This is a genomic window from Chryseobacterium gilvum (genome assembly GCF_025628965.1).
GTDB classification, from domain to species: domain Bacteria; phylum Bacteroidota; class Bacteroidia; order Flavobacteriales; family Weeksellaceae; genus Chryseobacterium; species Chryseobacterium gilvum.
Window position 1 is genome coordinate 613122 of the sequence record NZ_JAOTEN010000001.1, and the last position, 26224, is coordinate 639345.

The window sequence follows — 26224 nt, forward strand, 5'->3', positions numbered from 1 at the left end:
GCGGATACCTTACTTCAGCATCCGCTTTTTATAGTGTATTATTAGTTTTGAGTAGTTGTGACAAAAAGCGTCTTTTTGCCGTTATAGTCTTTTACTTCCTGCTTTACAAGCATATCTGAGTAAATTTTAGCTTCAGGAGAAAACTCATATCCTTCAATAAATACCGTATTATCTTTCGGCAAACCGTACTGCTCATTAAGCTGGCTGATTTTCATGGTATCTAAAGGACCGAAGTTTTTCTTAAACTTTACTTCAGCAAGGCCGTTTTCTGAAAGATATCCGAATTTTTTTAAATTTTGAGGCAGATTTGCAGAAGTTTTAAAAACATTTACACTCTGGATAAATTCTTTTTTAGCGTCAAACATCGCTACAGTTCCTACAGCATCACCGGAAACAGCAAACTTCACATTAGGATTTTTCTGAGCAAACAATACTGCAGATGCGAAGATGAATAAAGAGTATAGAATTTTTTTCATAATCAAAAATATAAGTGTTAAAAACTGGATAAATATACTTATTTTTTATAAAAGTCCAATGAAAATTTAAATAAAGTTATATAATCACGAATATTAATGTGATGTTGTCAATGCAAATAAAATTTCAAGCTGCAAATATTCCGTATACAATTAATTTTCATATTAAATTACATCCAGTTTTTTTCAATGAGTTCCATTAAAAATTGGGGACATTTGATCACTCTATTGGTTTGAGCATCCAAAAAAAACAGCGTAGTGGAAGCTTCCGTAATTTTTACTTTCTGCTCATTATAAATTTCATATTCAAACTCAATCCGTACTCCCGGGATTTTTTTTACATACGTGTGGATTTCTAATTTTTGATCATACAGAGCTGGTTTTAAATACTTAATATTGTATTCGGAGACAGGAAGCCAAATTCCGGATCTTTCAATCTCATCATATGATATTCCGATGCTTCTGAAAAGTTCCACGCGGCCAATTTCAAAATACTCGGCGTAGTTGCCGTAATAGACGTATTTCATAGGGTCTGTTTCAGCGTAACGTACTCTTAATGTGTGAGTTGTGTGTATCATGTTAAGTTTTAAATTATACATACAAATATATTTTTTAATAATCAATACCTGCAAAATTTTTTTTTAAAATTAAAAAAGATGACCTTTGTCTTCCCCGTAAAAAGAATAACCATAAAATTAATCAGAGCGTAAAAATGAATGAAAATTTAATGACGATATGGCAGAAATGCCTTCAGTTTATGCGAGATAATTTAAACGCAGCTGAAGACAATTCTGATCTTAAAAAGCTTGAAAAGTCTTTCGATTTACTGTTTGATAAAGTACAGCCGGTTTCTCTGGTTGACCACAATCTTACTTTAATGGTACCGAGTGATTTTTATAAAGAATATATTGAAGATAATTATCTGTCGTTACTTTCTGCTGCTCTGAAAAAAAACTTTGGGAAAGGGGTAAAACTTTGGTATTCTGTAATGGAAAATAAACCGAATGGTTTAGAAAAGCCCGTTACCATGAATATGAAAGGAAAAACAGTTCCTACACCAAAAATGCAGGAAACCATGCCGCAGGGTTTTTCATCCAACATTGTCAATCCGTTTGTGGTTCCGGGAATCAAAAAAGTAAACATTGATTCTAATCTTAAAGCAGACTTTTCTTTTGATAATTATGTAGAAGGAGAAAGCAATAAATTTGCTTCAACTGTAGCGAGATCTATTGCCAAAAGACCCGGCGCAACTGCTTTCAACCCTTTGTTTCTCTATGGCGGTTATGGAGTAGGAAAAACGCATTTGGGACAGGCTGTAGGATTAGAAGTTAAAAATCAGTTTCCCGATAAGGTAGTTCTTTATCTATCTTCAGAAAAATTTATCCAGCAGTTTATTTCTTCTGCGAAAGCTCATAAACAGACAGAATTTGCCAATTTTTATCAAATGGTTGATGTTTTAATCATTGATGATATTCAGTTTCTTTCAGGAAAATCGGCAACTCAGGACAGCTTTTTCCATATTTTTGATTATCTCCACCAAAATGGAAAGCAGATTATCTTAACTTCAGATAAAGCACCTGTAGATATTATGGATATTCAGGACAGAATTGTTTCCCGTTTCAAATGGGGCCTTTCTGCAGAAATCAAATCTCCGGATCTGGATACCCGTAAAAGGATTATTGTTGATAAATTGAGCAGAGACGGAATTGTTTTAACTGAAGATATGCTTGATTTTCTTGCTGCTGAAGCAAAAACCAATGTAAGAGAGCTTATCGGGGTAATCAATTCTGTTATTGCGTATTCTACGATTTATAAGTCTGATCTCAGCCTTGAATTATTGAAAGAAACCATCAGTAAAATTGCTGCCAATCAGAAAAAAATCATCAATATCCCTTATATTCAGGAAGTGGTGTGCGATTATTTCGGGATCAAAAGAGAGCAGCTTTTATCGAAAACCAGAAAAAGAGAAATTGCCCTTCCGAGACAGCTGGCTATGTATTTTGCCAAAGAATTTACCAACGCGACATTCACGAAGATCGGTGAAGAAATGGGAGGGAAAGACCATTCCACAGTGATGTATGCCTGTGAAACGATTAAGGATGTCTCGAAAATTGATAAGGAAGTCAAAAAATATGTCAAAGAACTGACAGAAAAGATCAAACATTAAAAATCAATTTGTAGAATATATAAATGAAGGATAATTTTATTCTTCATTTTTTTATTTAGTTTTGTCAATTCAAATATTGAAATTCTAAGAATTATTTCAAATTTAAATGATATGAAAATACTGATGGTTTGCCTGGGAAATATCTGCAGAAGCCCTTTAGCAGAAGGTATCCTGGAAACCAAGCTTACGGAAGGCCATGTTGTAGATTCCGCGGGAACAATTTCGCAGCATGAGGGTGAACATCCGGATCCAAGAGCAATAAAAACGGCTGCCCATCATCATATTGATATTTCAAAACAGAGATCAAGACCCATTACGAGCTTAGATCTTGAACGTTTTGATAAAATTTACTGTATGGATATTGATGTGTACGAGGATGTCATTTCAAAAGCTAAAAATGAAGAACAGCGCCAAAAGATTTCATTATTTCTTGAAGTTTTGGGAGATCATGAAAATGCTGAAGTTCCAGATCCGTATTGGGGCGATATGAGCGATTTCGAAAATGTATTTCAGCTTCTCGATCAAGGCTGTACCCTGATTGCTAAACAAATAATCAATGATCAATAATCCTTCACCCTAATAATTCATCATAAAATGCTTTTTCTACTTCCAGCGTACCTTTCAGAAAATACTCCGGTCAGTCATTTTTCTCCGATATTGAAAGAATATATCATGCAGACCGATTATTTTTTTGTCGAAAATGAAAAAACGGCGAGAAAAGTCATCAAATTTTTTGCCCCTGACAAAAAACAGTCTGATCTGAAGCTTTTTGTTTTAGATAAATATACTGAAAACGCAGACATCAAAGAAGCTCAGGACAGGATGCTCAACGGCCAGGATTTTGGGCTGCTTTCCGAAGCAGGTCTTCCTTGTATTGCAGATCCGGGAAATTTGGTGGTAAAATGGTGTCACGAAAAAAACATCAGGGTAATTCCTTTTTCCGGGCCATCATCAATCATTCTAGCATTAATTTCAAGCGGTTTCAACGGTCAGGAATTTACGTTTAACGGCTATTTACCTATTGATAAAACTGAAAAAAAGAAGCAAATTCTGAATCTTGAAAGTACGCTTCAAAAAACAGGTTATTCACAGATTTTCATGGAAACACCATATCGAAACAATGTTCTTTTTGAAGATTTATGCAAGTTTCTTTCGCCCAATACCAAATTGTGCATTGCGGCCAATATTGATGATCCTGAACATGAATTTATTAAAACGTTAGCAATCAAAGACTGGCAAAAAAAGAAACCGGAACTTCATAAAATTCCTGCCGTATTTGTTTTGGGAAAATAATAGAAATATTAGAAATAAATTGTTTTTCAATAGTTTAACAGTTGTTAACTCACGGTTTGCATGCTAATTGACTTATAGTATTACTTAAAATAATAAATTATGTCTGATAAAAAATTAGCAGGACTTTGGGTTGATACTCATAAAGCTGTAGTCGTAAAAAATCATGATGCGCAAAATGCATTTAAATTTTTTCTATGCAGTCCTGTAAAAGCAGTAATTCAACATGGGAACTCAAGTGAAAATGCCGGAAATAATGCTGAACAAACCAATAAAACCAAATTCTTTAAAGAAATCGAGCATCTTCTTACCAATTCGCAGGAAGTCTTTATTACAGGACCCGGAACTATTCAGGAAGAACTCAAACATTATCTTCACGATACAGCTCAGTTCAAAGATCTGAACATTACTCTGGAATCGTCACAACAAATGTCTGACGAACAGGTACTGGAAATGGTTAAAACACATTTTAACGCTTAAATATAAAATCCGCATTTCAACTGAAGTGCGGATTTTTTTTGTCTGTATCTACCTTGACGTGCGTTGAGCATTTATTGATCAATTTTTTTTATTTTTAATAGATGAAAAACAATCTTTTAGCAATCATATTTTTCCCTGTTTTATTTTTAGGCCAGCAAGTTCCGAAGCTGACGGATGAAATGGCTTTACAATTATCTGAAAAGCCGCTTCATTGCATCAATCAGGAATACCCGAATAAAACCGCACACATCATTAATAATGAAAATGAAGTTTCTTTAAGTCCAAAAAATTTACATCCTACTTTTTACGGATGTTTCGACTGGCATAGCTCTGTTCATGGGCATTGGATGTTGCTAAGGCTTTTAAAAACAAAACCGGGCCTTTCTAATGCGAAAGACATTGAAAATATTCTTGATGAATCTTTCCAGAAAGAAAAATTACAGGCTGAAGCCGATTATTTTACAAAATATCAATTAACCACTACTTTCGAAAGAACGTATGGATGGGCATGGATATTAAAACTGGACGAAGAACTCATAACCTGGAATCATCCGAAAGCCAAAATATGGCACCAGAATCTGAAACCGCTTACTGATAAAATTTTAAATTCCTGGAAAACCTATTTACCGAAACAAACGTATCCTAACAGAACCGGTGTACATCCCAATACTGCTTTCGCAATGGCTTTTGCGCTTGATTGGGCAAGAGCAGGTGCAGATCATGATTTTGAAAATCAGCTCATCGAAAAGGCAAAATATTTTTATCTTGGTAACACAAAAACACCGGCCTATCTGGAACCGGACGGATCAGATTTTTTCTCTCCCAGCTTAGAGATTGCCGATCTTATGCGAAGAGTTCTTCCGCAAAAAGAATTTGTACAGTGGCTCGACAGGTTTTACGAAAAAAGAAGCCTTGAGAATATCAGTAAAATTCCGGTAGTGAGTGATTTGAGCGATTATCAGACGGTGCATTTGGTGGGCCTTTCTTTTTCAAAAGCATGGTGTATGAAAGGGATTGCAAAATCACTTCCTGATCGTCACCCGCTGAAAAAAGATTTTCAAAAGTCAGCCGATATATTTTTATCAAATGCGTTGCCTTTATTGTTTCAGGGGAATTACGGCGGTGATCATTGGCTGGCAAGTTTTGCCATCTACGCGCTGGAGGATTAATATTTTATTCCTGCTTTTTTTAGGATGAAACTTAAAAGCCAGATAGGTCCTATCAAAAGGAATTGAAGATCTTTAAGGAAAGAAGGCTTTTTACCTTCGATTTTATGACCCACAAACTGTAAAATCCAGGTAATTATAAACACTGAAAGAAAAACAATCCATGATTGTCTGACATGAATGTTAACTGAATAAATAAAATACTCCATCAGAAGCATCACAAAAAACATGATTAAACTGATTAACAGGGAAAGCCTTGCGTAAAAAATGCTGACGAGAATAATGGCGATAAGACTTACAATACTCATACAGCCAAAATATGAAATACAGAAATGGGGTGCAGGAATAAGGGAGATAAACCCTAAAATAGTCCAGAAAATTAACGGTACACAGATCCAGTGAATGAGTTTATTGGTTGAATTGCGGTGACTTTCAGCATACTCTGCAAAAAGTAAATCTATTTTTCTCATGGTTAACATTAATAATAACGAATTTAAATAAAATTTTTGAAAAAAAGAAAGTGTAAATCTCTCTAAATCTGAGGATTTACACTTTCATATAGCTGTAATTCTGCTTTATCTAATTTCGTAAAAACTGTCCGATCCCTGCAGAATCAAATGTGTAGGCCGTGGAATTTTCAGATTTATCTAACTTTTTACTAATCGTTAATGCCCATAAAACCAGTTCTTTACAGAAATTCTGATCTTCTGTACCTAAGCCGGAAGCATTTTCTTCTACAATGGTGGTTAATGGAGTAATACGTTCCAGTTTTTTGTAGAATTCCTCATCAGTATCGGTATAATTAAGTTCAAGCTGGTTTTTATTAAACCATTTGATCAGATCAGTATAGGGCGTTTTGATCCCTTCTTTATCTAATTTTGAGATTCGCGGGAATATGCTTTCAAACTGGGTCATTACCGCTTTGTCGATCAATATTTTCGCTACGTAATCTGCACCTTCCTGTTCCCCTTCATAAACGAGCTCAATTTTTCCTGTGATGGAGGGAATTACAGACATAAAATCAAGCAGTCGAACGGTGGTTTTTTCAGTATCGGTTTCAATCAGACGAAGTTTTGCCGCAGCAACCAGGTTTTCCATAGCACTGATGGTTAATCTTGCACTCACTCCGCTTTTCGCGTCTACATATTCACTTTCACGTGCTGCGAAAGCCACTTCTTCCAAAAGATTTTTTGCCAGGTCAGGAATCTGTATCTGGGAACGGTCTTCAGCAGAAATCGCAGCTTCCTGCTCAGTAATCTGTTTTGCCAAAGCAATCGTTTTCGGATAATGCGTAAAAATCTGTGACCCGATTCTGTCTTTCAGAGGTGTTACAATACTTCCACGGTTGGTATAATCTTCCGGATTGGCTGTGAATACAAACTGAATATCCAACGGCATTCTTAGCTGAAACCCACGGATCTGAATATCACCTTCCTGCAGAATATTAAACAGAGAAACCTGAATTCTTGCCTGTAAATCGGGTAATTCGTTCAACACAAAAATTGAGCGGTTGGCTCTGGGAATCATCCCGTAATGCAGGACTCTTTCGTCAGAATAGGGTAATTTTAAAGTGGCTGCTTTGATGGGATCAATGTCTCCAATTAAATCGGCAACGTTTACATCCGGAGTGGCCAGTTTTTCAAAGAAACGGTTGGAGCGGTGCACCCAGGAAATCGGTGTTTCATCTCCTAATTCTGCGATAAGATCTCTCGCAAATTTTGAAATCGGCTGAAAAGGGCTGTCATTGATCTCGGAACCTTTTACAACCGGCATATATTCGTCTAAAAGATTCACCATGCTTCTTGCGATTCTGGTTTTTGCCTGACCGCGCAATCCTAATAAATTGATGTGATGACCGGCAAGAATTGCTTTCTTCAGTTGAGGAACGACGGAGTCTTCATATCCCCAAAGTCCTTCAAATACAGGTTCTTTCGCTTTAATTTTTGCAATTAAATTGGCCTGAATTTCCTGATTAATGGTTTTATCGGTATATCCTGATTTTTTTAGTTCTTTGAATGTTGTATCGTTTTTCATTTGTTTAATGATGTAATTATTTTTGTATTGCATTATTTGCTGATATATTTTTAACGCAAAGTCCGCAAAGATTCTTTTAATACTAACTGTTTATTTAAGTTCGCAAAGGCGTTTCACTCAGCAAAGTTTACGAAAACTTTAGGTTTAATTTATTTTATTAACGCAAAGTCCGCAAAGATTCTTTTAATACTAACTGTTTATTTAAGTTCGCAAAGGCGTTTCACTCAGCAAAGTTTACGAATACTTTAGGTTTAATTTATTTTATTAACGCAAAGTCCGCAAAGATTCTTTTAATACTAACTGTTTATTTAAGCTCGCAAAGGCGTTTCACTCAGCAAAGTTTACGAATACTTTAGGTTTAATTTATTTTATTAACGCAAAGTCCGCAAAGATTCTTTTTAATACCAACTGTTTATTTAAGTTCGCAAATGCGTTTTACTTAGCAAAGATCTCAATGTTTTTAATAGTTAGGTAATTAGTAATTGCCAGAGAATAATGTTACTTTTAACCTTTTTACTTGGTTCTTTATTTATATTCTTTTAATTCTGTTTTTTTCGTAGTCTTCAAATATCATTTGTCCCAACCCGGAAAGTCCTGTTAAGAAGGCTTTCCCTTTATTTTGTGCGGTGAATGCTTCTACAAACTTTCGCAAATAAGGATCCTGGGCGATCATAAACGTGGTGATCGGGATTTTCAATTTTCTTGCCTGTGCCGCTCTGTTCAGACACTGCGTGACAATCATTTCATCCAAACCGTTGCTGTTCATATAAAATTCTCCTGTAGGAAGCTGAATACAACTTGGCTTACCGTCGGTGATCATAAAAATCTGCTTGTTGGTGTTTCTTTTTCTGCGGAGAATATCCATGGCCAATTCTAATCCGGCAACAGTATTGGTATGATAGGGGCCAACCTGTAAATAAGGTAGGTCTTTGATTTTAATCGGCCAGGCTTCATTTCCAAACACGATAATATCAATGGAATCTTTCGGGTATTTCCGGTTGATGAGTTCTACCAAAGCCATCGCGACCTTTTTGGCGGGCGTGATCCGGTCTTCACCGTAAAGAATCATCGAGTGACTGATGTCGATCATCAAAACCGTGCTCATCTGTGCTTTGTGCTTGGTTTCTTCTACAATCAGATCATCTTCTGTCATCCGAAGATCTGAAATTCCATTGTTGATTTGTGCGTTTTTAAGGCTTTCAGTCATATTTACACTGGAAAGATCATCGCCATATTGGAAGTTGCGGTTTTCACCGTCACGTTCGTCACCGACTCCGGTTTTGTTGGTGCGGTGATTTCCGATTCCGCTTTTTTTAAGCTTTCCGAAAATCTGGTCGAGCGCATATTCCCGCAAAGCTGCTTCCAGTTTGGCAGTCAGAATATTTTTGCCTTTTCCGGTTCCGGTGTTTCCGTCTTCGGAATCATCTTCTTTTTTAATGTAACCCCGTTTTCTGAGATCTTCTTCAAAATCGGCAAGTGTATATTCATCGGTAAAAATATCATATTCTTTATCCAGCATATCGAGCCATTCGAAGGCTTCTTCAATATCACCGGAAGTGTGGGTCAGTAGATCTTTGAACACGTCAAAAACCCGGTCAAAATTTGATATTTCTTCCGGAATGTGCTTGTTGAACGTAAAACCCTGTTGAAAATTAAATTGTTTATCTGTCATGAGATGAATCTCGTTTTTAGAATAGACAAGTTAGGGAAATATTGTAAATAGAGTAGAGTCTTGAAATAGAAATTGTTTATGATGTTTATTTAAAAAAAGAGCATCATAAACAATCAAATTTATAATCGGTTTTAAACTTATCGCCTTTTTCAAGTTTTGCTGAACATATTTTATTGAAGAAATTAATAATATCATTTTGGAAATCAGAAGGGGGATTAAATGTTTCATAGCAGATTTTATCACCACCTTTTTGTACAATTAAAGTCACTTTTGGAGTGTCTATAATAATTTCATTTATATAATATTTGTAATTAGGATTAGATATTTTCTGTATTTTATAATTCAGATTATGAAAAGTGAGATCATCTAACTGACCTTTAAAATATCCCATTTTTGCTGAATCCAATTTAAAAGCAAAAATTGATGTATTTTTTATAAAAACTTGTTCTGCAAATAGTTTAAAAGATCTATCGCTGTTAATCTCGAGATAATATGTTGGACGGGTTCCAAAACAGCTAGTTGTTTTATATATAACTTTATCAAATTTGGGGTTTCGTTTGTGCATCTAAACACTAATAAAGCAACAATAAAAATTAGAAATGAATTTTTCATCAATTATAGTTTCAAATAATAAATTTAAGTATTTAAAATTTAAATGTCATTATTCACAATAAATTTTTAAGCAGGAAACCGCTATCTTTGCCCCAATACAATTCAGCATGAAAGATTTAATGGGACGCGCGATCTGGGATTACTTCTACAAAGAAAATTATGAAGATCTGCAGACTGAAACTTCAATTTCTGAGCTCGATGAACTTCCGGTAGAATATCTTTTCAGGGATTTTGAAGGGATGAATACCATCGAACAAAAAGCTTTGAAATTATCTCACGGAAAAGTTTTGGATATCGGAGCAGGAGCCGGTTCGCATTCCCTGTATCTGCAGGATGAAAGAAAATTGGATGTTACTGCGTTGGATATTTCCCCAAAATCCATTGAAGTTTGCAAATCGAGAGGAATTAAAAAAGCCGTTACTCAGAATATGCTTGAATTTTCAGGAGAAACTTTTGATACGATTCTCCTGTTAATGAACGGAACCGGAATTTTTCAAAGCTTGAAAGTGATTGATATTTATCTTCAAAAGCTTTATTCATTATTAAATAAAAACGGACAAATCCTTATTGACAGCACTGATATTCTGTATATGTTCGACGCCGATGAAGACGGCGGGGTTTATATTCCGGCAGAAGGATATTATGGCGAGCTGGATTATGTGGTTCATTATAAAGGTGAGTCTGAAGACCCGATCAAATGGCTGTACCTTGACTTCAATACGTTAAAAAATGCTGCGGAAAACAATGGTTTTAAAATTGAAATAGTTTTAAAGGAGGAAGATTCTTATCTTGCAAAACTGACTAAGAAATAGTAATTGCACGAGAGCAACGAAGTAATCTCTCATATTCTTAACAACTTAAATAATTCTTAATGTTTAAATTTTTGATCATTAAATTCAATTAAGATTTAAGAGCATTTAAGTTTAAACTTTGTTATCAATATCGCTGCAATTCTCGCAATGACAAATGAAAAGCGTACAATTTGTACGCCTTTCTTTATCTATATTTTTGAACTGTTATCCTATCTCAATACCATTTTCCACTGTTTCATCAGGCGTTACAAAAGATAATTTTCCGTCTGCTTTTGTGGTCAATAATAACATTCCCTGAGATTCAATACCTCTGATTTTTCTTGGTGCAAGGTTTAATAAAATCATCACCTGCTTTCCGATTACTTCTTCAGGCGTAAAGCTTTCTGCAATCCCGGAAACGACGATTCTTACATCTACACCGGTATCCACCTTCAGTTTCAACAGTTTATCTGCTTTTTCCACTTTTTCAGCTTCTAAAATAGTCGCTGTTCGCAGATCGATCTTTGTAAAATCATCAAAAGTGATTTCTTCTTTCATAGGATTGGCGTTAGGATTTGTTTTTTTATTGTTTTGTTTTGTATTTTCTAATTTCTTAATCTGTGCTTCGATCACATCATCTTCGATTTTTGAAAAAAGAAGTGATGATTCATTGATCTGATGACCGGTTTCAATGAGAACCGATTTTGTCTCAACAGCACTCCAGTCTGTTTTTTCAACATTAAACATCTTCAACAGCTTTTCAGAACTGAATGGCATAAACGGCTCACACAACTGCGCCAAGCCAACTGCAATCTGAGCTCCGACAAATAAAGATTGAGCCGCTTTTTCAGGATTATCTTTAATGGTTTTCCAAGGTTCTTCAGCCTGAAGGTATTGGTTTCCGAAGCGTGCTAAATTCATTAAAGCCGTTAAAGAATTTCTGAATTCATAATTTTCTAAAAATCCTGAAATTTCCTTAGCTGATTTATTAATTTCCTGTAATTCAGGCGCATTTACATCACCTTGAGGAACAATTCCGTTATAATATTTATGAATCAGAACAGCCACTCTGTTGATAAAATTTCCGAAAATTCCTACCAGTTCAGAGTTATTTTTGGTCTGAAAATCCTTCCAGGTAAAATTATTATCCTTCGTTTCCGGAGCGGAAGATAATAAAGCATATCTCAACACATCCTGTTGCCCCGGGAATTCCTCCACATATTCGTGTGCCCAAACCGCCCAGTTTCTTGAAGTGGAAATTTTATCATTCTCCAGATTTAGAAATTCAAAAGCAGGCACATTTTTCGGCATGATATAATCTCCGTGAGCCTTCATCATTGCAGGAAAAATAATACAATGAAATACAATATTGTCTTTCCCTATAAAATGAACAAGGTCACTTTCTTCGCTTTGCCAATAATCTTTCCAGTCTTTTCCGTGTTTTGCGGCCCATTCTTTGGTAAAAGAGATATATCCTATTGGTGCATCAAACCATACATACAGCACTTTTCCTTCGGCATTCGGAAGCGGAACGGGAACGCCCCAATTCAGGTCTCTCGTCATTGCACGGGGTTTTAAGCCGTCGTTTAACCATGATTTTACCTGTCCGTACACATTGGGTTTCCAGTCGTCTTTATGGCCTTCGATGATCCATTCATTTAAGAAATCTTCGTATTCATTTAAAGGGAGATACCAGTTTTTTGTTTCTTTTAAAATGGGAACATTTCCGCTCAGCATCGATTTCGGATTGATGAGTTCTGAAGGGGAAAGGGTAGAGCCGCATCTTTCACATTGATCTCCGTAAGCATTTTCGTTTCCGCAGTTCGGGCAGGTTCCTACAATATATCGGTCAGCCAAAAATTCATTGGCCTGTTCGTCGAAATACTGTTCTGAAACTTCTTCCGTAAATTTTCCTTTATCGTGAAGCGTTCTGAAAAAATCCTGACTGGTCTGATAATGTTTTTTAGACGTTGTTCGTGAATATTCGTCAAAAGAAATTCCCAAATCTGAAAAAGATTTTTTGATGACTTCATGATACTCATCCACAATATGCTGTGGAGTGACCCCTTCTTTTTTTGCTCTTATGGTAATAGGAATTCCGTGCTCGTCTGATCCGCAGATAAATGCCACCTCTTTTCCTGACCTTCTCTGAAATCTTGCATACACATCTGCAGGAATGTAAACACCCGCCAAATGCCCTATATGAACCGGTCCGTTTGCGTAAGGCAAAGCTGCCGTAATCATTTTTCTGTTTGACATTTTAAAGTAAAATTTTAGCTGTAAAGATAAAGATTATTTAACAAATTGACAGAATCCGGTGATTTTAAGGGCTGATAAATGCTGTGATGAGAAAAAAATATCAATTCGGTTAAACGAACGTTTAATTATTTACTACATGTTAACACAATGTTATGTAATGAATAAATCACTGTAATAATTTGTTAATCAATAAATTAAATGTTTTACAACGTTAAATTTACATAAAATTATTTAAATTTTACATAAAATGATGATAATTGTAATTTTTTTTTAAATTGCAATGCTGTTATAGCGGATTATTTACAAAAACAAAACTATATAAAAAAACAAATATTGTGAGAAATTTTACAACGGTATTAAAAATTGCACCTGCATTTTTACTGGCAAGTACTATTATGCATGCGCAGACCAATGACTCTGCAACCAAGGAGAAGAAAATCGAGGAGGTGGTGTTGATTGGATATGGAACAAGAAAAAAGTCAGATTTGACAGGATCTGTCACTGCAGTTAACGAAAAAGAATTTAACAAAGGTGCAATTGTATCCGCTGATCAACTAATTACGGGTAAAGCACCGGGAGTGAGAATCACTAATGCGGGAGGATCTCCGGATTCAGCCCCGAATATTAGAATCAGAGGAGGGTCTTCTTTCAGTGCAAACAATAATCCGCTAATTGTTATTGATGGTGTTCCGTTAGATACTAATAATCCTGCTGGTGTTGGAAATCCTTTAAATTTGATAAATCCTAATGATATTGAATCATTTTCAATTTTAAAAGATGCATCTGCAACAGCAATTTATGGTAATAGGGGATCTAATGGTGTTATTATCATTAAGACAAAAAGAGGTGGAGGAAAACTAAAAGTATCATTTAACACAAATGTTTCTATTGGTACGGTAACAAAATATATCGATGTGATGAAAGCTGACGAATTTGTCAGTTTTATAGGTAAAAACTATCCTGCATATAATTATTTGCTTGGCGTAGGAGGAAACTCTGCAAATCCTACGGTACCTGGAACTATTTATGATACGGATTGGCAAAAAGCAATTTACAGAACTTCAGTATCGTCAGATAATAATTTAAGTGTTTCAGGAAGCTTATTTAAAAAAATTCCTACGAGATTATCAATAGGATATAATAGGACTGAAGGCGTTATTAAGACAAGTGATTATGAAAGATATTCAACTGCATTAAATATAACTCCTACCTTATTTGATAATCATTTAAAAATTGATATCAGCTTAAAAGGTCTGTATTCTAAGTTAAATGCTATTGATGATGGTGGAGCAATCGGGGGAGCGCTCAATATGAATCCTACATTGCCTATTTATCAGTCACAAACTAATTTATCAGGTGATCCCTTTAATAGATTTGGAGGATATTATCAGAATATTGTATTAAAAGGAAATCAATATTTAATTCAGGGGCAGAGCAATCCTTTAGCTATTCTTATGCAGAGAGAATCTCCTCAAAAGGTATATAAATTTTTAGGAAATGCAGAATTGAATTATAAATTTCACTTTTTACCGGATTTAAGAGCAATAGTGAATTTAGGGTTAGAAGCTTCAAAATCAGATCTTGAAACAATTTATTCTAATAATGCGATTGCAACTTACAGAAATCCTCAGAGTTCTGTAACTCCTAATGATTATGTGTTTAGCCCAGGAAGAGACTATGCTGAAACTCAGAATATTGTCAATCAGACCTTAGATGCATATTTGGTATATGAGAAAAAATATTCCGGTTTCTTATCACATTTTTTGATACAAGGAGGATATTCATATCAAAACTTTAAGAATGATGGTTTTAAAGATCAGTACCGATATGATGATAAAACTGGGTTACGAGTTCCCAATCCCGGAAGTTCATTAAATCCTAATAACAGATATTATAATGTGCTTAATTTGCAGTCATTTTTAGGAAGAGCTAATATTGATTTTTATGACAAATATCTGTTTACGGTCAATTTTAGGGCAGATGCATCATCATTATTTCAAAAAGATAAAAGATGGGGCTATTTTCCAGGGGTAGGTTTTGCGTGGAAGGTAAATAAAGATTTCTTTACAGAATCTAATACCGTAAAAGAGTTAAAATTAAGATTAGGTTGGGGGAAAACAGGAAATGCTGATATTGTGGGAATATCTGGCTTTTATCCTTCCAGTCCATATTTTTCAATTGGAGGGTCAAATTCCCAATACTTTCCAGGTATAGGAACTTACAGTGCTTTACCTTATAACGCTGGTCTTACATGGGAAACCACTGAAACGTGGAATGCTGGTTTAGATTTCTCTTTATTTAATCAGGAGAGAATATTTGGAAGTGTAGATATTTATAAAAGAAAAACTTCTGATCTTTTAGCTAGGGTACCGTTACCTCCGGGACAGGGTTTAACCAATCAGTTTACTAAAAATGTAGGTTCCCTAGAAAATAAGGGTGTTGAGCTTAACCTGACAGTAGTTCCGGTAAAAAATGAAAAATTGAATTGGTCTGTATCCGGTAATTTTGCTTACAATGATCCAAAGGTTCTAAGTCTGGGAGATATTGTAAGTTTTACCGATGATAATAGTACGCTTCCTGTAGGTACAGGAATAAAAATTGCAGGAAATCAAGTAGGAAATCAACCATATTCTGCATGGGTTCTTGAGCAGGTTTATGATGCCAATGGAAATCCTCTTGATAATGTATATGTAGATAAAAATAATGATGGAATTATCAATGATAACGACAGATATTATAAGGCAATAAGACCACGATGGACGTATGGCTTTAGCACTTCTTTAAGCTATAAAAATTGGGACTTTAATGCAGCTTTCAGAGGTCAGATCGGAGGTTTAATGTATAATACAAGAAAAATTGCACAGGGTCTTAAAAGCTATGTAGTTCCACAAAATTCAAATAATTTAAACAATACATTGGCTTCAACAGCTGATTCGCCGTTTACAATTTCAGATAACATTTATTTCTCTGATTATTTTCTCGAAGATGCATCATTCTTAAAGTTTGATAACGTTACGGTAGGATACATGATCAAAAATATGTTTGGTAGCACAAATGTCAGAATATACGGTTCAGTAAATAATGTATATACATGGACTAATTATACGGGACAAGATCCTGAAAACTTTAACGGTATAGATAATAATTTTTATCCGAGACCTAGAACCTATACTATTGGATTTAATTTTAACTTCTAATAAAAACAAATTATGAAAAATACTAAATACAAAATTGTTGCTTTAATGACGTTTCTAGCCATTAATACAGCTTGTATAAATGATCTGGATACTGAACCAAAAGTGGAACAGACTCTAGAAAACCTATTGGCAGCTGATCCTAATGCTGTTGAAGGCCTTCTATCAAGATTATATGCCAGTTTCGCACTTTCAAGTGTTGAAGGTCCCGATAAATCAGATATAATTGGTGCAGATCCGGGAGAATCTCCATTTGTAAGAGGACTTGTAAATCTTCAGGATTTTACTGCAGATGATATGAAAAACAGATGGGGTGATAATGGGTTAGATCAATTAACAACATCTTCCAACTGGACATCAAACAATAAGTTTTTCAAATATGTATATGATCGAATTTATTACACCATTCCTCAGGCAACAAATTTGATTCTTATCATGAAAAGTGATAAAGTAAATTATGCCAAAAAGGATCAGGTTGTAGATGAATTAAGATTTTTAAGATCTTTGTCTTATTATTATCTGATTGACTTTTTTGGAAAAGGTGCTTTAATTACCAATGACAATTTTAATACTACAGCACCTTTACCGGAATCTTCAAGAAAAGAATTATTTAACTTTGTTGAAAGTGAATTGTTAGCGATAGAATCCACTTTACCAGTGACAAATTCATATGGAAGAGCCAATAAGTCCTGTGCGAGAATGTTGCTTGCAAAACTTTATTTAAATGCAGAAGTCTACACCGGTACAGCAAGATATAACGATGCAGCAGTTTATATTAATAAAATTATTACTGAAGGAGGGTTTCAGCTGGAATCAAATGTGAGAAAGAACTTTTCATCAGATAATAATACTTCTAAAGAAATCATTTTCCCATTATTAGCAGATGCGGTCTCAAGTCAGAGTTTTGGAAATACTACATATCTAGTAAATGGAAGTGTAAGTACCGATACAATGGTTCCTGCAGACTTTGGAACCAAACAAGGATGGGCCGGTCATAGAGCCACTAAAGCATGGTATGGATTATTTGGAAATAGCATTGCAGATCTTCAGACAACAACCGATAAAAGAGCAAAATTATTTTGGACTCAAGGCCATAATTGGGAAATGAACGATTATAAAGCATGGACCGATGGTTTACCATCAGATAAATTTTGGAATAAAGATTCTAATGGGGTCGGCGGTGCAACAGATTATTCATCTACAGATTTCCCACTTTTTAGGCTTGCAGATGTTTATCTAATGTATGCCGAATGTGCATTAAGAGGAGCAGCAGGAACTACGGTTCCACAAGGTTTAACGTATGTTAATCTGGTTAGATCAAGAGCTGGAGCTACTTCTCTAACTTCAATTACTTTAGATGCAGTTTTAGATGAAAGAGCACGCGAACTAAATTTTGAAGGAATGAGAAGACAAGATCTTATCAGATTTAATAAGTTTACAGGTTCTGCATATTTATGGCCATGGAAAGGTGGCGTGAAAAACGGAACTTCTATTTCGGATAATTATAAAGTGTTCCCAATTCCAAGTACTGCTTTACAGGCAAATTCGAATTTAACACAAAACACAGGTTATTAACATTAAATAATTTAGAATGAAAAATATATTTAAAATATTTCTAGTAGGAATAATAGGTCTTTTTATTATTTCTTGTGCTGAAGAAGAGGACAAAACTACCTTAAATAATACTTCACAAAGTACACTTTCAGCAGACAAAACATCTGTGGTTTTAAATGAAACTATAGCTTCACAGAATGCCTTAACATTCACTTATTCAAATCCTACATTTAATCCAAGTGTAGCATTTACCAATACAGTAGAGTTTGGTATTTCTGGAACTAATTTTACTCCTAGTATAACAAAAGAAGTTTCTTTAGAGCAAAAAACATTTTCATTAACACATCTTGAACTAAATAATATTTTAGCATCACTAAATGTCTCTCCAAATGTTGCTAAATCTATTGAAATAAGATTAAAATCAAGCTTAAACAGCAGCACTTTCATATATTCAAATGCAATAAAAGTTGATATGACAGGGTACACTCCTAACCCTGATTTGATTTTCCCTAAAATAAATGTTCCTGGTGGATACGCCGGAGCCGCAGGTTATGCAGATTGGACTCCAAATAATGCTCCGAATTTGTTTTCACCTGCGAAAGACAATAAATACAGAGGATTTATTTACATAGCCAATCCTAATAGTGAATATAAATTTACCATCAATCAGGACTGGGCAGGAGATAAAGGTGATGATGGAACTTTTACTGGAAAATTAGTGGAAACAGGAGAGCAAAACGTTAAAGCTGTATCAGCAGGAGCTTACTATGTTAACGTTGATTGGGCAGCAAATATATACTCATCAATCAAAGCCGATTTTGGTGTTATTGGTGATGCGACTCCAACAGGTTGGGGATCAGATACCAATTTTATTTATAATCCTACAACAAAAACATATATAATTAATTCTATTGCTTTAAATAATACGGGAGTATTTAAATTCAGAGCAAACGATGATTGGGTTTTAAAATTCCAGCCCGCAAGTGCAGATCAGACATTAACTTCAGGAACAGGGGTTCAAACATATATGAATACAGAAGGTACAGTGACTGGAGATTCATCATATAAAGTTTCTACTGCTGGTAATTATAAGATAGAATTAGATTTACATAATTCTGCATATTACAAATTAACAGTTACAAAATTATAAAACAATGTAATTTATACACTAAACTGTTGCTTTTCAGCAGCAGTTTTTTTATTTTTAAAACTTATAAATAGTTATCATGAAGAAAATTACGGTTGGAGCATTTTTGCTCTCAATGATGTTTGTAGGATTAAATGCCCAATCTTTAAAATCACCCGATGGGAAATTTGAAATGAGTTTTCAGCTCAAGCAGGGAGTGCCTTATTACAATCTGAAATATAATGGAAATACTGTTGTTGAAGATTCTAAACTTGGTTTAAGGCTTTTTAAAGACACTTCCATCAAATTTGCTTCAGAAATTGCAAAACCGGAAGACGTAAAATTTGATCTGAACAACGGTTTTACAAAAACGCAAGAACAAAGAGATTCCAAAAATGAAAAATGGCAGCCGGTTCTGGGTGAGAAAAAAAATTATATCAATAATTATAACGAATTGGCGGTTACCCTCAATCAGGCTGCGACCGAAAGAAATATTATTGTAAAATTCAGATTGTTTAATGACGGTTTAGGATTCAGATATGAATTCCCACAACAGAAAAACCTCAATTATTTCACCATCCGTGAAGAAGATTCTGAAATTGATTTTCCGACAGATATGAAAGCATGGTGGATGGTAGCAGATTATGATTCCCAGGAATACCAATACCAACAGACAAAAATTTCTGAAATTCCGGGAAGATGGGACAAAGCTTTTGACGGAAATGCCTCACAGACTTTAATAAAAAATGCGGTACAGTCGCCATTGATGTTGAAAAAAGAAGGAAAAGAACCTTTATATGTCAATATTGCAGAAGCCGCAGTTTTAGATTATCCTGCTTCACACTTAGAAGTTGACGCACAGAATTTTAAATTGAAAACACATTTAACCGCCGACAGACAGGGTGCTAAAGGATACATTCAAACCCCTTCTGTCACGCCATGGAGAACCATTATCGTAGCTCCTAAAGCTGAAGAAGTGATGGCGTCAAAAATGATTTTTAATCTGAATGAGCCTACAAAATATACAGATACTTCCTACATTCATCCCACAAAATATATGGGCGTTTGGTGGGAAATGATCATCGGAAAATCGCAATGGGCTTACGGACAGCCGGAATCTAATGTTCGTTTAGGACAGACGGATTTTTCAAAACTGACCCCCAACGGAAAACATGCCGCCAATAATACAAAAGTTAAAGAATATATTGATTTTGCTTCCGAAAACGGATTTCAGGGATTGCTGATCGAAGGCTGGAATATCGGTTGGGAAGACTGGTTTGGTCATTCAAAAGAATATGTCTTTGATTTTATTACTCCTTATCCGGATTTTGATATTAAAATGTTGAATGAATATGCTCATTCCAAAGGCATCAAGCTCATCATGCATCACGAAACTTCCGGGTCGGCCACCAATTATGAAAGATGGGCCGACAAAGCGTTTCAGCTGATGAATAAATACGGGTATGATGCCGTAAAAACCGGTTACGTAGGAGATATGATCCCAAGAGGGGAGCATCATTATTCACAATGGACGATCAATCACTATTACCGGATTGCAGAGAAAGCCAATGAATATAAAATCATGGTCAATTCCCATGAATCGGTACGTCCTACCGGAGAAAGCCGGACCTATCCAAATTACATTTCCGCAGAAGCAGCCCGCGGTACGGAATACGAAGCTTTTGGAGGAAACAATCCGGATCATCAGACCATTCTGCCATTTACAAGATGGATGGGAGGTCCTATGGATTATACTCCTGGAATTTTTCAGACCAAATTAGATTACTATTTCCCGGGAGATAAGCGTTTTGTGAAAACTACTTTGGCAAAACAACTGGCACTATATGTTACGATGTACATGCCGCTTCAGATGGCTGCAGACTTACCGGAAAACTATAAAAAACATATGGATGCCTTCCAGTTTATCAAGGATGTTGCGGCAGATTGGGACGATACTCAAATCTTATCTGCAGAGCCAGGAGATTATGTCATTACCGCTAGAAAAGCAAAAGGTACTGAAAATTGGTTTGTAGGCGGAATTACAGATGAAAATAAACGTGATTACAGTGTCGATTTTTCTTTCCTTGATAAAAATAAAAAATATGAGGCAACCATCTATGAAGACGGAAAAGATGCCGATTATATTGATAATCCTCAAAGCTATCATATTTATAAAAAGCAGATTACGCGCAAATCCAAAATTAATTTTAAAATGGCAAGAAGTGGCGGATTTGCGATTTCTATTAAACCCGTACAATAATTAAATTGAATTAAAAATTGAGCCTTACAGGTGAATATCCTGTAAGGTTTTTTAAAACAATAATGATGAAAAAAATATACACTATTCTTTCACTTTCCGTAGCAGCTATCGCATTTTCTCAAAAACCATTAGATAAAATAGAGCCCGCTTTCTGGTGGAAAGGAATGAAAAATCCCGAACTCCAGATTTTAGTCTACGGAAAAGATATTGCCAACAACGAAATTGAGCTTTCAGATGGCATTCAGATTAAAAATATTCAAAAAGTTGAAAATCCGAACTATGTATTTGTGACAATTAATACAAAAGAAATTGGCGTTTCAAAATTTAAGATCAATATTAAAAAAGGCAACAAGAATATAGATTCTTATACCTATGAATTGAAACAGAGGGAAGCGAACTCCGCAAACCGAAGTTCTTTTACCTCAAAAGATGTCATGTATTTACTGATGCCCGATCGTTTTGCCAACGGAAATCCATCCAATGACAATACCAATGATACGGCTGAAAAATCAGACCGTAAAAATCCTGGAGGGCGTCATGGAGGCGATATTGAAGGAATTATCAAAAACTTGGATTATCTTAAAGAAATGGGCGTTACCGCGCTTTGGAATACCCCATTGCTGGAAGATAATGAGCCGGCTTATTCTTATCACGGCTATGCCCAGAGTGATTATTACAAAATTGACCCGCGTTATGGAACCAATGAAGATTATAAAAGATTGGCAGGTGAGCTCCATCAGCGGGACATGAAGCTTATTATGGATTATGTCACCAATCATTGGGGCTCTCAAAGCTGGCTCATCAAAGATATGCCTTCGAAAGACTGGATTCATTATTGGAAAGACGGAGAAAAAGGGTTCAAAAGAAGCAATTACAGAATGACGGCACAGTTTGATACCAACGCCGCAAAAATAGATGCAGAAAACTGTATGGATGGATGGTTTGACACTACAATGCCCGATATGAACCAAAGCAATCCATTGGTTGTTAATTATATGGCTCAGAATGCGATCTGGTGGACAGAATATGCAGGTTTAGACGGATTGCGTGTAGATACGTATTCTTACAACGACAAGAAAGGCATTGCAGAATGGACGAAGAGAATCACTGACGAATACCCGAACCTCAATATTGTAGGTGAAGTATGGATGCATGATCAGGCGCAAATGTCATATTGGCAAAAAGACAGCAAAATTTCGGCAATAGAAAACTACAACTCTTATCTGCCATCCGTAATGGATTTTACCCTGCACGATGCTATCGGTCAGGTCTTTAAAGAAAATTCCGGGTGGGATTCCGGGATGCAGAGAGTATATGATAATTTTGCCAATGATTTTCTGTATCCCAACATTAATAATATTCTGGTATTTGCCGAAAATCACGATACCCAAAGATTCAATCAGTCTTATCCGAAAATTGAAGATTATAGATTAGCAATGTCTCTTATTTTGACCGTTCGGGGAATTCCTCAGTTGTATTATGGTTCAGAGATCGGTATGGCAGGAGATAAAGGAAAAGGAGACGGAGATATCCGCCGTGATTTTCCAGGAGGCTGGAAAGGCGATTCCAACAATGCTTTTGTAAAATCAGGAAGAACTGAAACTCAGAATCAGTATTTTGATTTTACTAAAAAATTACTGAACTGGCGTAAATCTAAAGAAGTTATTCATACCGGAAAAACTTTGCATTACGTCCCTGATAATAATGTTTACGTCTACTTCAGATATAATGATACAGAAAGGGTAATGACCATAATCAACAATAACCCAGAAGCTCAGGTTTTGAATTTGAAAAGATTCTCAGAAGGTCTTAAAAGCTTTACCAAAGGAAAAGATATTATTTCAGACAAAGAAATTTCTTTAGAAAATACATTATCGGTACCTGCAAAAACCGCATGGATTATAGAATTGAATAAGTAATTTTGAATTGATAACGAAACCTAACAGGTTTCAAAAACCTGTTAGGTTTATTAAAATAATTTAATATGAAAAAAACGGCATTACTTTTTACCTTCATGCTGCTTGTATTGGGTTTTACCACAATCTCGGCCCAGGCAAAATTGGCTAAAGAAAAAGTTGAAATCGGTAAAATGCTGGATGGCTTTAATGCGGCAGCGGCAAAATCAGATTTTGCCACCTACTTTAATTATTTTGCTGACGAATCTACATTTATAGGCACAGATGCCACAGAAGTCTGGAACAAAAAAGAATTCATGGTTTGGGCAAAACCCTATTTCGATAAAAAGAAAACCTGGAACTTCACTTCTCTGAAAAGAAATGTCTTTTTCAGCAAAGATGGAAAACTGGCCTGGTTTGATGAATTATTGGATACCCAAATGAAAATCTGCCGTGGTTCCGGAGTGGTCGAAAAAATAAACGGAACCTGGAAGGTGAGGCAATATGTTCTTTCAGTAACCGTTCCGAATGACGTCGTAGATAAGGTAGTTGCTGAAAAAACAGCTATTGAAGATCTCTTGATACAAAAATTAAAAACACAAAAATAAAATGAATTCTCACAGTACTTTTTCAAAAAAGATAAAACCAAATCTATCCATGACTCAGATTATCAATATGAGCATGGGTTTTCTGGGAATCCAAATGGCTTTCGGTTTACAAAACGGAAACGCAAGCAGGATCTTGGCCAATTTCGGAGCAGACGTTCATGAATTGTCATGGTTTTGGCTGGTTGCACCCATCACCGGACTCATTGTTCAGCCCATTATCGGTCACATGGGAGATAATACGTGGAGCCCGCTCGGAAGAAGAAAACCGTATTTTTTAATCGGCGCTGTTCTATGCGCAATCGGTTTGGTAATGTTGCCTAATGCAGCTTCAGCAACACAGATGATGGCGGCAAATGTTCTTGTTTTAGCAGTGATATTTTTAGCCATGATGGATGCTTCTATAAATGTCGCTATGGAACCCTTTCGCGCATTGGTGGGAGACATGCTTCCGAAACATCAGGCAACGATAGGTTTTTCCGTTCAGACGATTCTGATCGGAATCGGTGCGGTAATCGGCTCCGAATTACCCAACTGGCTTACGAAAATGGGAATTTCAAATGCTGCCCCGGAAGGTTTTGTGGCAGATAATGTGATTTACGCTTTTTATATCGGTGCAGCAGTCTTGATTATATCTATTGTATATACTATGATCACCACTAAAGAATATTCACCGGAAGAATTTGCATCCTTTGAAGGCGGAAAACCTATTGTAAAAAATGAATCAAAATTCTCAGATATTTTTAAAGATTTCAAGAATGCACCAATACAGATGAAGAAATTAGGAATTGTGCAGTTCTTTTCCTGGTTTGCCTTATTTACAATGTGGGTTTTTACAACAAGTGCATTGGCCACTCATCATTTCGGGCTGTCTGCTGACGATACACATTCTGTGCAGTTTAATAAAGCAGGCGATTTGACGGGGCATTTATTTGGAAGATATAATCTGTACGCGATTTTCTTTGCTTTTGCCTTAACTCCAATAGCCAAATTTATAGGGAAAAAACAGACGCATGCATTGGCTTTGGTTTGCGGTGGCTTTGGTTTGATTTCGATGTATTTTATTAAAGATGTCAATAATCTTTGGATTTCTATGGTAGGGTTAGGTTTTGCCTGGGCAAGTATTTTAGCAATGCCTTATGCAATGCTTATCGATACGATTCCGCAAAGAAAAATGGGCGTTTATATGGGTATTTTTAATTTTTTCATTGTGATTCCACAAATCCTCAACGGGCTTTTTGGAGGCCCTATCGTAAGTGGCATGTTTGGAAAACAGGCAATGGATTATGTCGTTGTGGGAGGAGTCTGTATGCTGATTGCAGCGGTTTTAACGATGATTTTTGTTAAATCTCATCCTGAAACGCCTGAAGAAATCAAAGAAGAAATTCAGCAGGTGCATTTTTAAACAATATAATGTTATAAGAATCAACAAAAGCAGGGAGTAAGCCTGCTTTTGTTATTAAAATGTAATTAAATAATGCTACACCAATGCTTCAATTTCAGAAACTGTTTTAGAAAAATTTTCTTCTTTCATCTGAGGGATCATTGTTCCCTGGATTTTAAAAACTTCTACATCAGTAATCCCGATAAACCCGAATAGTGTTCTCAGATAAAATTCCATATTTTCAATAAGCCCGTTTTCATAAACGCCACCGATTGAAAAATTTAAATACAGTTTTTTGTTCTTAATTAAACCTTTTGGGGTGCCGTCCGCAAAAGAAAAAGTTTTACCGGCAACCGAAATACTGTCGATCCATGATTTTAGCGTTGACGGAAAAGTAAAATTATAAAAAGGAACTCCAATTACGATAATATCTGCTTCTTGAAGTTCTCTTAAAGACTGATCAGAATATTGAGAAGCCATTTTCTGTACGTCATTTTTCTCATCGTCGGCCATTCTTGAAGCGGTAAAATGTTCAATTTCAAGATGAGGGATAGGATCAGCCGCAAGATCGCGCACTACCACTTTGCTATCGGGATCTTTTTCCAGTAGCTGATCAATAACACGCTGAGAAAGTTGGTTGCTGATAGAGTTTTCTCCGCTGATGCTGGTTTTGATATTTAAAATATTTGCCATGTGTTTACAATTTTTTTTGTTTTTATTTCTGACAAAATTATTGTAATTTTACTTTCCAAAGTATAGCAGTTACCTAAAGGAAAGTGAAAAAATGGAAAAGAAACACAATCACAAAGAATGTTCGCAGATTTTAATGCCTGTACGTGATACTTTAGATGTTATCAGCGGAAAATGGAAACTGCAGATTATTATTTCCCTAAACCATGGAAACCGCCGTTTTACGGAAATTGAAAGGAGTATTCCTAAGCTGACCTCAAAAGTTTTAGCCAAAGAATTAAAAGAACTGGAACAAAATGGCTTGGTAGAAAGAATAGTGAAAGATACGTATCCCGTGAGTATAGAATATTTCCCTACGGAACATACAAAAACACTTCATGCCGTTGTAGAATCTTTGAAGGATTGGGGAGAAAATCACCGGAAGCATATTTTTGGAAGCCCTTCCGAAGTTAAAAAAGAGGAATAGTTTTATTGCATTATTAAAAAGTTGAAAAGAGCCTCTTTTCCTTCCGCTTTTCTTACCTTACATCAACATTTTCTGGATCTTTGCAGCGTACATTTGTACCATAAAT

22 protein-coding genes are annotated in these 26224 nt (G+C 35.6%); 14 read left to right on the top strand and 8 right to left on the bottom strand.

Translation table 11 applies throughout. From position 1 onward, the window contains the following. Positions 1–41 precede the first annotated feature (41 nt). Both N0B16_RS02830 and N0B16_RS02835 read right to left on the bottom strand, forming a co-directional pair. A complete protein-coding gene (locus N0B16_RS02830) occupies positions 42–476 on the bottom strand; it encodes a hypothetical protein (RefSeq protein WP_262989207.1) in 435 nt (144 codons plus the stop codon). A 167-nt stretch (positions 477–643) separates the two neighbouring features. After that, a complete protein-coding gene (locus tag N0B16_RS02835; RefSeq protein WP_262989208.1) occupies positions 644–1051 on the bottom strand; it encodes an acyl-CoA thioesterase in 408 nt (135 codons plus the stop codon). 134 nt (positions 1052–1185) lie between these two features. On the opposite strand from N0B16_RS02835, the gene dnaA reads away from it, so the two are divergent. The 5 genes from dnaA to N0B16_RS02860 all read left to right on the top strand — a co-directional run bounded on the left by dnaA (position 1186) and on the right by N0B16_RS02860 (position 5579). Next, a complete protein-coding gene (gene dnaA, locus N0B16_RS02840; protein WP_262989209.1) occupies positions 1186–2640 on the top strand; it encodes a chromosomal replication initiator protein DnaA in 1455 nt (484 codons plus the stop codon). A 111-nt stretch (positions 2641–2751) separates the two neighbouring features. Next, a complete protein-coding gene (locus N0B16_RS02845) occupies positions 2752–3207 on the top strand; it encodes a low molecular weight protein-tyrosine-phosphatase (RefSeq protein ID WP_262989210.1) in 456 nt (151 codons plus the stop codon). 27 nt (positions 3208–3234) lie between these two features. Then, on the top strand, positions 3235–3933 hold the full coding sequence (locus N0B16_RS02850; RefSeq protein ID WP_262989211.1) for an SAM-dependent methyltransferase: 699 nt from the start codon (positions 3235–3237) through the stop codon (positions 3931–3933). A 99-nt stretch (positions 3934–4032) separates the two neighbouring features. Then, positions 4033–4410, top strand: a complete 378-nt coding sequence (locus N0B16_RS02855; RefSeq protein ID WP_262989212.1) for a hypothetical protein — start codon at positions 4033–4035, stop codon at positions 4408–4410. Positions 4411–4511: 101 nt separating this feature from the next. Then, positions 4512–5579 (top strand): DUF2891 domain-containing protein, encoded by a 1068-nt coding sequence (locus N0B16_RS02860; RefSeq protein WP_262989213.1) that lies wholly within the window; start codon positions 4512–4514, stop codon positions 5577–5579. Here N0B16_RS02860 and N0B16_RS02865 read toward each other — a convergent pair. From N0B16_RS02865 to N0B16_RS02880, 4 genes are all read right to left on the bottom strand, one after another. Then, complete coding sequence (locus N0B16_RS02865) at positions 5576–6046, bottom strand: Mpo1 family 2-hydroxy fatty acid dioxygenase (protein WP_262989214.1); 471 nt, start codon at positions 6044–6046, stop codon at positions 5576–5578. The genes N0B16_RS02860 and N0B16_RS02865 overlap by 4 nt on opposite strands. A 109-nt stretch (positions 6047–6155) precedes the next feature. Then, positions 6156–7610: a sigma 54-interacting transcriptional regulator gene (locus N0B16_RS02870; RefSeq protein WP_262989215.1), complete on the bottom strand. Its 1455-nt coding sequence runs from the start codon at positions 7608–7610 to the stop codon at positions 6156–6158. Between the two features lie 529 nt (positions 7611–8139). After that, on the bottom strand, positions 8140–9282 hold the full coding sequence (locus tag N0B16_RS02875) for a vWA domain-containing protein (protein WP_262989217.1): 1143 nt from the start codon (positions 9280–9282) through the stop codon (positions 8140–8142). Between the two features lie 103 nt (positions 9283–9385). Next, positions 9386–9847: a DUF6438 domain-containing protein gene (locus tag N0B16_RS02880; protein WP_262989218.1), complete on the bottom strand. Its 462-nt coding sequence runs from the start codon at positions 9845–9847 to the stop codon at positions 9386–9388. A gap of 154 nt (positions 9848–10001) precedes the next feature. Between N0B16_RS02880 and N0B16_RS02885 the strand changes: the two genes are divergently transcribed. Beyond that, positions 10002–10706, top strand: coding sequence for a class I SAM-dependent methyltransferase (locus tag N0B16_RS02885; RefSeq protein ID WP_262989219.1), 705 nt, complete (start codon positions 10002–10004; stop codon positions 10704–10706). Positions 10707–10910: 204 nt separating this feature from the next. Here the strand turns inward: N0B16_RS02885 and metG are convergent, their stop codons facing one another. Beyond that, a complete protein-coding gene (gene metG / locus N0B16_RS02890) occupies positions 10911–12944 on the bottom strand; it encodes a methionine--tRNA ligase (protein ID WP_262989220.1) in 2034 nt (677 codons plus the stop codon). A 335-nt stretch (positions 12945–13279) separates the two neighbouring features. Between metG and N0B16_RS02895 the strand changes: the two genes are divergently transcribed. From N0B16_RS02895 to N0B16_RS02925, 7 genes are all read left to right on the top strand, one after another. After that, entirely contained in the window at positions 13280–16141 is a 2862-nt protein-coding gene (locus N0B16_RS02895) for a SusC/RagA family TonB-linked outer membrane protein (RefSeq protein ID WP_262989221.1), read from the top strand. A gap of 12 nt (positions 16142–16153) precedes the next feature. Then, a complete protein-coding gene (locus N0B16_RS02900; protein ID WP_262989222.1) occupies positions 16154–17713 on the top strand; it encodes a RagB/SusD family nutrient uptake outer membrane protein in 1560 nt (519 codons plus the stop codon). 16 nt (positions 17714–17729) lie between these two features. Beyond that, entirely contained in the window at positions 17730–18842 is a 1113-nt protein-coding gene (locus N0B16_RS02905; protein ID WP_262989223.1) for a SusE domain-containing protein, read from the top strand. Positions 18843–18918: 76 nt separating this feature from the next. After that, a complete protein-coding gene (locus N0B16_RS02910; RefSeq protein ID WP_262989224.1) occupies positions 18919–21078 on the top strand; it encodes a glycoside hydrolase family 97 protein in 2160 nt (719 codons plus the stop codon). Positions 21079–21143: 65 nt separating this feature from the next. Next, a complete protein-coding gene (locus N0B16_RS02915; RefSeq protein WP_262989225.1) occupies positions 21144–22997 on the top strand; it encodes a glycoside hydrolase family 13 protein in 1854 nt (617 codons plus the stop codon). A gap of 65 nt (positions 22998–23062) precedes the next feature. Continuing rightward, positions 23063–23581 carry a nuclear transport factor 2 family protein gene (locus N0B16_RS02920; RefSeq protein WP_262989226.1) on the top strand — a complete coding sequence of 173 codons (519 nt, stop codon included), beginning with the start codon at positions 23063–23065 and terminating at the stop codon, positions 23579–23581. A 1-nt stretch (position 23582) separates the two neighbouring features. Beyond that, positions 23583–24983, top strand: coding sequence for an MFS transporter (locus N0B16_RS02925; protein WP_262989227.1), 1401 nt, complete (start codon positions 23583–23585; stop codon positions 24981–24983). A 75-nt stretch (positions 24984–25058) separates the two neighbouring features. Here the strand turns inward: N0B16_RS02925 and N0B16_RS02930 are convergent, their stop codons facing one another. Next, on the bottom strand, positions 25059–25655 hold the full coding sequence (locus N0B16_RS02930) for an FMN-dependent NADH-azoreductase (RefSeq protein ID WP_262989228.1): 597 nt from the start codon (positions 25653–25655) through the stop codon (positions 25059–25061). A gap of 91 nt (positions 25656–25746) precedes the next feature. Here N0B16_RS02930 and N0B16_RS02935 point away from each other — a divergent pair, with 91 nt between their 5' ends. After that, entirely contained in the window at positions 25747–26118 is a 372-nt protein-coding gene (locus N0B16_RS02935; RefSeq protein ID WP_262989229.1) for a winged helix-turn-helix transcriptional regulator, read from the top strand. Positions 26119–26224: the final 106 nt, after the last annotated feature.

Coding starts and splice junctions, on each gene's coding strand:
- N0B16_RS02830 (WP_262989207.1), bottom strand. CDS start 476: ATGAAAAAAATTCTATACTCTTTATTCATCTTCGCATCTGCAGTATTG.
- N0B16_RS02835 (WP_262989208.1), bottom strand. CDS start 1,051: ATGATACACACAACTCACACATTAAGAGTACGTTACGCTGAAACAGAC.
- dnaA (WP_262989209.1), top strand. CDS start 1,186: ATGAATGAAAATTTAATGACGATATGGCAGAAATGCCTTCAGTTTATG.
- N0B16_RS02845 (WP_262989210.1), top strand. CDS start 2,752: ATGAAAATACTGATGGTTTGCCTGGGAAATATCTGCAGAAGCCCTTTA.
- N0B16_RS02850 (WP_262989211.1), top strand. CDS start 3,235: ATGCTTTTTCTACTTCCAGCGTACCTTTCAGAAAATACTCCGGTCAGT.
- N0B16_RS02855 (WP_262989212.1), top strand. CDS start 4,033: ATGTCTGATAAAAAATTAGCAGGACTTTGGGTTGATACTCATAAAGCT.
- N0B16_RS02860 (WP_262989213.1), top strand. CDS start 4,512: ATGAAAAACAATCTTTTAGCAATCATATTTTTCCCTGTTTTATTTTTA.
- N0B16_RS02865 (WP_262989214.1), bottom strand. CDS start 6,046: ATGAGAAAAATAGATTTACTTTTTGCAGAGTATGCTGAAAGTCACCGC.
- N0B16_RS02870 (WP_262989215.1), bottom strand. CDS start 7,610: ATGAAAAACGATACAACATTCAAAGAACTAAAAAAATCAGGATATACC.
- N0B16_RS02875 (WP_262989217.1), bottom strand. CDS start 9,282: ATGACAGATAAACAATTTAATTTTCAACAGGGTTTTACGTTCAACAAG.
- N0B16_RS02880 (WP_262989218.1), bottom strand. CDS start 9,847: ATGCACAAACGAAACCCCAAATTTGATAAAGTTATATATAAAACAACT.
- N0B16_RS02885 (WP_262989219.1), top strand. CDS start 10,002: ATGAAAGATTTAATGGGACGCGCGATCTGGGATTACTTCTACAAAGAA.
- metG (WP_262989220.1), bottom strand. CDS start 12,944: ATGTCAAACAGAAAAATGATTACGGCAGCTTTGCCTTACGCAAACGGA.
- N0B16_RS02900 (WP_262989222.1), top strand. CDS start 16,154: ATGAAAAATACTAAATACAAAATTGTTGCTTTAATGACGTTTCTAGCC.
- N0B16_RS02905 (WP_262989223.1), top strand. CDS start 17,730: ATGAAAAATATATTTAAAATATTTCTAGTAGGAATAATAGGTCTTTTT.
- N0B16_RS02910 (WP_262989224.1), top strand. CDS start 18,919: ATGAAGAAAATTACGGTTGGAGCATTTTTGCTCTCAATGATGTTTGTA.
- N0B16_RS02915 (WP_262989225.1), top strand. CDS start 21,144: ATGAAAAAAATATACACTATTCTTTCACTTTCCGTAGCAGCTATCGCA.
- N0B16_RS02920 (WP_262989226.1), top strand. CDS start 23,063: ATGAAAAAAACGGCATTACTTTTTACCTTCATGCTGCTTGTATTGGGT.
- N0B16_RS02925 (WP_262989227.1), top strand. CDS start 23,583: ATGAATTCTCACAGTACTTTTTCAAAAAAGATAAAACCAAATCTATCC.
- N0B16_RS02930 (WP_262989228.1), bottom strand. CDS start 25,655: ATGGCAAATATTTTAAATATCAAAACCAGCATCAGCGGAGAAAACTCT.
- N0B16_RS02935 (WP_262989229.1), top strand. CDS start 25,747: ATGGAAAAGAAACACAATCACAAAGAATGTTCGCAGATTTTAATGCCT.